Raw genomic sequence first — 6027 nt, 5'->3', positions numbered from 1 at the left:
TCGGTGGCATGCACCCGACCGCCGGTCAACTGCCACAGCAGCCAAGTGTCGATGGTGCCGAAGGCCAGCTCGCCGCGCTCGGCGCGAGCACGCAGGCCCGGCAGGTGGTCCAGCATCCAGCGCAGCTTGCTGCCAGAGAAGCAGGCGTCGATCACCAGGCCGGTCCTGCGTTGTACCCGCCGCGCATGTCCCGCGGCGCGCAGCGCGTCGCACCAGCCGGCGGCGCGACGGTCCTGCCAGACGATGGCCGGGCCCACCGGTGTCCCGGTGGCACGGTCCCACAGCAGGCAGGTCTCGCGCTGGTTGGTGATCGCCACCGACCGCACCCTCGCCTGAGGTGAAGCGGCACGTAACTGGGCCAGTGCCGCGCGCGCCACCTCCAGCTGGGTTTGCCAGATCTCCTGCGCGTCATGCTCGACCCAGCCGGGTTGGGGAAAGTGCTGGCGAAACTCGCGCTGGGCCAGGGCGACGGCCTGTCCGTGTGCGTCAAAGACAAGGGCGCGCGAGCTGCTGGTGCCTTGGTCGAGGGCGAGGATGTAGCCGTCCATGGGGTGTCTCCGTTGCGGGTTCGGCGGGTTCTCCGGTCCCGCCTGGACGAATGGTAGTAGCTCGGGAGCGGCCGGGTCCTTGCCCGGGAGTGGCTCGGGAGCAGCCTTGGCGTCACTCGGGGATGTCGCCACGCTTGTTGCATTTGGCGAACACCCGTGCGGCACGAGCCGTCCTATGGTGTCCCTATGCGACCGTCTGCTTCCGAGATTGCCCCACTCGCGCGAGCGAACGCGCTGGCTTCGCCGCGTGCTGAAGCACCGGCTAAGCTGCGCCCGCCGCTTGCCGGAGCGTTGGCGGACGAGCGCCAGTCTTCACCGCGTACGACCTACGCTCCATCCATGACCATGGCCTCGCCCCAGGACATCGCCCGCGCCGAGTCCGACTACCAGCGCTTGCGGGCGGCCTACCTGGAGGTGGCGCGCAACGAACCGGGCCACGAGGTGGCCCTGGCCATGATCGGCGCCGACATGGACCGCGCTCACGCTCGTTTGCAGGCGCTGATGGGGCTGCCGCGGCTGCCCTTTACCCATCAGCCCAGCACGGTCGTGCGACGAGAGGCGCTGCGACGGGCCGAAGAAGGCGTCTGAGCTGATTTGCTCCGGGCCGACCCGGCGGCGGGCTCAGAAGCGCCCCTGCGCGGGCTCTTCCACCGGGACCGCCGGTGTTGCCTTGGCCAGCGCCATCCAGACATCAAAGGGCAGTGCCTCGCGAGCGGGCCGGTGGGCAGCACGGGCCAACTCCAGCCGTTCGCCGCGCAGGAGCAGTACGCCGCACTCGGCAGGGATTTCCTCGGGCTCGCCGATCGGCCGCCCGCGCGCGTCGGTGCCCAGCACATACCAGCACTCTCCGAGGGCCAGGTAGGCGGCGCGCTTGGCTGGCCGCTTGAGATCGCCAAGCAGGTCGGCGCGGCGTACCTTGATCTCGTGCACGACTGGCTCGACATAGGTGGGCACCGTGGTGTGACGGATCGAGAACACGTCGGGCTTGGCCACTGCCCATCGCTGCTGGCCGTCCTCGCCCGGCACCTGGGCTCGCAGCCGCAGGCCGCGCCAGGCGATGCGCCCGGCGCGCGCCATCTCCAGCGCAACTCGAGCTACCAGGGCTTCATGCGGGCCGAAGTTGGCGCGGTGCTGCTCGCGGAAGCGGGCGACGAAGGCAATGCCGGTGTCGGTCAGTCGCAGAGTTTCGTAGCCGCTATCGGCACGCACCCGCGTGAGCAGGCCGGCGGCAAGCAGTTCCAGCTCCATCGCGTCCTGGCAGGGCCAGCCCGAGGATCGGTAAACGTCGCGCAGTCGGCGGGCGTGTGTTCGGCCCAGGACCAAGCCAGATGTGGCAGGCGCTGCGGCGGTGGGATCTGACGGCTCCATGGCGAGGGGCAGTGTAGTCCGAGGGGCTGTCCCTGCTGTCGGCGCGCAGGGTGTCGGCGCGTCCGCCTGGAGCAACACGGCCGCCTGCGCGGGGAGTGCCGACAGGGGTCGCCGCCTGGCACCTACAGGGTGGCTCTGTCCGGCTCCAGCAGCATCCGTGCCCTGTATGTGCCTCGTTGGAGTCCGCCATGTCGGTCTGTTTTTCTGTTCCCTCTGTTTTCCCGCCCACCTTTCCGATGGAGGCCAGCTTGCCGCATTTGCCAGGGGGGGTGCCCGTTGCCGCGGTCCTGCCGCCGGGCGCGGTTGCTGCGTCCAGCGCGCTGGATGGCCTGGGCGCCTGCCCGCTGCCCGAGCTTGCACCGGACGCGGCCCTGTATCTGCGTTTGGCGCAGCAGGCGGTGGAGGTCGATGGACCCACCGCGCTGGCACGCTGGTGGCGCGGCGTCTTGCAGGCCCTGCTGGCCCATCGGGCGCTGCTGGTGACGCCGCTGCACCATGCTGCGCCTGCCGGTGTGCCGCAGTGGCTGGGGGATGCACCCTGGCGCGGCGAGGCCGCCGCCTGCGCCCTGGCTGCGCCCTTGGCACTGGCCTGGGCCAGCAACGGCCACCGGCCCTGCCAGGTCACGCCGGCCGACCTGCCGCGCGCCGAGGGCCTGGGCGAGGGCTGCTGGGTGCACGGCTTGCGGGGCCGGCGCCTGTTCGCGTTCTTCGGTGTGCCAGGGACCGTGGGCGCTCGTGCCGAGGAGGCGGTGCGGCAAGCACTCGCCTTGCTGGTGCCGCTGCTGGACGCGGCTCTCCGGGGCGCGGGCGAGGGCGCGCCGGGTCTGCCGACAGGCGGTTCGACCTCGCGTGCTTCGGCGGGCGATGCTGGCAAGGCCGGCGGCTGGAGGCCGCAAGCCAGCGAGGGTGCCTGGCAAGCGCCGGCCAGCCCGGTCATCACCATGCGTCGCTACTCGGCGGGGGCATTGAGCGAGCGGGAGCGGCAGATCATGGCCTGGGTGGCCCAGGGCAAGACCAATCCCGAGATCGGATGCATCCTTCAGATCAGCGAGTTCACTGTCAAGAACCACCTGAAAAGCATCTTCAGCAAGCTGGACGTGACCAATCGCGCCCAAGCCGTGGCCCGCATGAGCCGGCTGGCCCTCCATGCCTGAGGGGCTGGTCGACGCGCCGCTGCGGCGTACGGAGGTTAAGCCTGCGCCGGACTCCGCGTCGGGGGCTGGCGAGTCCCCGGCTGGTTGGCTCCGCAGCGCTGAGGGATCACCGAGCCCGCTGCCCTTGCCACCGCCGCGTGGCAGCAGCCATCCGCTGGTGCGTGGGCTGGAGACGCTGCTGGAACCGCTGGCGACAGCACTCTCGCTGTGGGCAGTGGCCTTTTGGCAGGAGGGCCTGGTCTCGCCAGCGTGGCTGGGGGTCTCGGTCCTGGCCTTCGCGCTGTCCTATCCGGCGCGACCGCTGCTGCATGCGCCGCTGCAGCAGGTGGTGGTGACCTTGCTGGCCGGCTGGGCCTGGGTAGCAGGCCTGCTGATGGTGGCGGGCTTGGCCACGGGCTTGCTGTCGCAGCTGCCGGCGCCGGTGTGGCAGCACTGGCTCTGGGCTGCGCCGCTGTCGCAGTGCCTGGCCCAGCTGGCGCTGCGCTGGGCTGCACCGCATCTGGTGCGGCTGCAGGGCCCGCCGCTGCGGGCGGTGGTCGCCGGTCTCAACGCCCAGGGTCTGGCGCTGGCTGACCGGCTACGCGGGGCCGAGGGCTCACCGCATGGCGCGGGCATCGTGCTGGACGGTTGCTTTGACGACCGCGTCGATCCGCGCCAGGCCGGCCCGCACCGGCACCGCATGCTGGGCCGTCTGGCCGACATCGGCCCTTATGTGAAGCAGCGCCACATCCACCTGATCTACCTGTGTCTGCCCATGGCCTCTCAGCCCCGGGTCCGCGAGTTGTTGCAGGCGTTACAGGACACCACCGCCTCGGTCTACTTCGTTCCCGATCTGTTCGTCAGCGACTGGATTCACGGCCGTCCTGGCGCGGTGTGCGGCCTGCCTGTGATCTCGGTTTGCGACACGCCGCTGCGGGGCTGGGGGGGTGTGGCCAAGCGCTTGGGCGACCTGGTCCTGGCCAGTGTGTTGCTGGTGCTACTGCTGCCGCTCTTGGGGCTGATTGCGCTGGCGATCCGGCTCGACTCACCCGGTCCGGTCCTGTTCCGCCAGCGGCGCTACGGGCTCGACGGTGAGGAAATCACGGTCTACAAGTTCCGCTCGATGCGTGTAGCCCAGGACGGGCCCGATGTGCCGCAGGCACGCCGCAACGATCCGCGTGTCACCCGCATCGGCGCCTGGCTGCGACGGCTGTCCCTCGACGAGCTGCCCCAGTTGGTGAATGTGTTGCAGGGACGCATGAGCCTGGTCGGTCCGCGCCCCCACGCGGTGGCTCACAACGAGATGTACCGGCAGCAGATACGCAGCTATATGGTTCGCCACAAGGTCCGCCCTGGCATCACTGGCTGGGCCCAGGTCCACGGCTTTCGCGGCGAGACCGAATCGCTGGAAAAGATGGAAGGTCGAATCCGCCTGGACATCGACTACCTGCGCCGCTGGTCGCCCTGGCTGGACCTCTACATCCTCCTGCGCACCGTCCGCGTGCTCATGGGCGATCCGAGGGCGTATTGAGCATGGTCCGGGCCGTACACAGACAGGCCGGACCCGAGCGGGCCATTGCCGCCGCTGGGCCAGGTCAACGACCATGGTGCAGCCCTTCTTCGATGGCTCTTTGGCCATCTCCTTTGCCAGTCCCCTGATTCCAAACGTCCACGCCCACCGAGACCCGCCATGAAGCCTGCCGACTGCCATCGCCTGACCCTGCCAACCCTGTGCGTGGTGGCGCTGTCCCTGTCCCTGGCCGCCCAGGCGCAGGCGCCCGCCGACGCGTCCGACCTGGACGCGCTGCGCCAACGCATCGCCGCACCGCTGATGGCCCAGCCCCTGATCGGCCAGCAGCCTCTGGTGCCTCTGGCCCAGGCCGCCCGGCTGCCGCGGTCGGAGCAGCCGCTGGCATTGAATCTTTCCGCAGCCCTCGCACATGACTCCAACGTAATGCGCACTTCCGAGGCGCGCGCCGACCGACTGGCCATCCTCACCGCCGGCCTGCGTTTGGACAAACGCTACGGGCTGCAACGGTTCACCCTCGACGCCGAGGGCAGCGCGCTGCGCTTCGACGAATGGGGCGCGCTCGATCATGAGCTGGTCAACTACCGCGGCGCCTGGTTGGCGTCGTTCACCCCGCGCCTGACCGGTACGCTGTCCTCACGCCAGTCCCAGCTGCGCGATTTCTCCGGCGCCGACGGTGCGCCCACCCGGGTCGACCTGCGCACCGAGCGCGAGCAGTTGGTGGACCTCACCGTGGGCGGCGTCGGTCCTTGGCGGGTCGAGGCCGGCGCTGGGCACCTGCGCGCCGAGAGCGGCCAGGCCCGCACGCTGGAGGCCAACGCCCGCATCGACAGCCTGCGCTTGGGCCTGGGCCATCGCCGGCCGTCGGGGCTGGACCTGGCGCTGCAGGCCCGTGAGGGCGAAGGTCGCTACCCCGACGGATCCGGTCCTGACTTTCATGACCGGCAGATCGACCTGGCCCTGCAACTGCCTCTCCATGCCGCCTGGGCCTTCGACGCCCGCCTGGGCCAGTTTCAGCGCCGTCATGACACACAGGCCGCACGTGACTTCGACGGCGCGGTGGGCCGGGCCCGTGTGGCCTGGGACAGCGGCGCACGCACCCGCGTCGAGGCTGGCCTCGAGCATGAACTCGGGGGCTACGAACCGGGCACCGGCGGCTATGTACGTGCCAGCCGCGTGTTCCTCGCGCCGGCCTGGCAGGTGGGCGCGCGTACCACGCTGTCCTTGCGTCATGCCCAGGAGCTGCGGCACTGGTCCACGGTGGACGCGCTCGCGCTAGACGCCGGCCGCGAGGACCGCACCCGGGCTACCGGCCTGGTGCTGGACTGGCAGCCCTGGTCCTGGTGGCAGATGGTGGCCCAGGTGCGCAGCGAGCACCGGGCCAGCAACCTCGCCGGCGCGCACTTTCGCGCCACCTTCGGCTCACTCGCCATTCGCATCTCGATCTGAG

6 protein-coding genes are annotated in these 6027 nt (G+C 70.4%); 4 read left to right on the top strand and 2 right to left on the bottom strand.

The features are described from left to right. Positions 1-548 (bottom strand): FGGY family carbohydrate kinase (locus QE494_RS16110; RefSeq protein ID WP_300044917.1); only part of this gene is annotated, 548 nt, incomplete at its 3' end. Positions 549-887: 339 nt separating this feature from the next. Between QE494_RS16110 and QE494_RS16105 the strand changes: the two genes are divergently transcribed. Further along, a complete protein-coding gene (locus tag QE494_RS16105; protein WP_300044915.1) occupies positions 888-1136 on the top strand; it encodes a hypothetical protein in 249 nt (82 codons plus the stop codon). Positions 1137-1169: 33 nt separating this feature from the next. Here QE494_RS16105 and QE494_RS16100 read toward each other — a convergent pair whose 3' ends face one another. Then, on the bottom strand, positions 1170-1916 hold the full coding sequence (locus QE494_RS16100) for a hypothetical protein (RefSeq protein WP_300044912.1): 747 nt from the start codon (positions 1914-1916) through the stop codon (positions 1170-1172). A 188-nt stretch (positions 1917-2104) separates the two neighbouring features. Here QE494_RS16100 and QE494_RS16095 point away from each other — a divergent pair, with 188 nt between their 5' ends. The 3 genes from QE494_RS16095 (at position 2105) to QE494_RS16085 (ending at position 6026) form a co-directional block, all read left to right on the top strand. Next, positions 2105-3070, top strand: coding sequence for a helix-turn-helix transcriptional regulator (locus tag QE494_RS16095; protein ID WP_300044909.1), 966 nt, complete (start codon positions 2105-2107; stop codon positions 3068-3070). Further along, positions 3063-4580: an undecaprenyl-phosphate glucose phosphotransferase gene (locus tag QE494_RS16090; RefSeq protein WP_300044907.1), complete on the top strand. Its 1518-nt coding sequence runs from the start codon at positions 3063-3065 to the stop codon at positions 4578-4580. Before QE494_RS16095 ends, QE494_RS16090 begins: the two co-directional genes overlap by 8 nt. A gap of 159 nt (positions 4581-4739) precedes the next feature. Then, positions 4740-6026, top strand: coding sequence for a hypothetical protein (locus QE494_RS16085; RefSeq protein ID WP_300044905.1), 1287 nt, complete (start codon positions 4740-4742; stop codon positions 6024-6026). Position 6027 lies beyond the last annotated feature (1 nt).

The sequence above is a fragment of the Ramlibacter sp. genome, from assembly GCF_029866045.1.
In the GTDB taxonomy this organism is placed as follows: domain Bacteria; phylum Pseudomonadota; class Gammaproteobacteria; order Burkholderiales; family Burkholderiaceae_C; genus Ramlibacter.
Note: the sequence above shows the minus strand (reverse complement) of the source record. Positions and strands in the feature narration are given on the sequence as shown.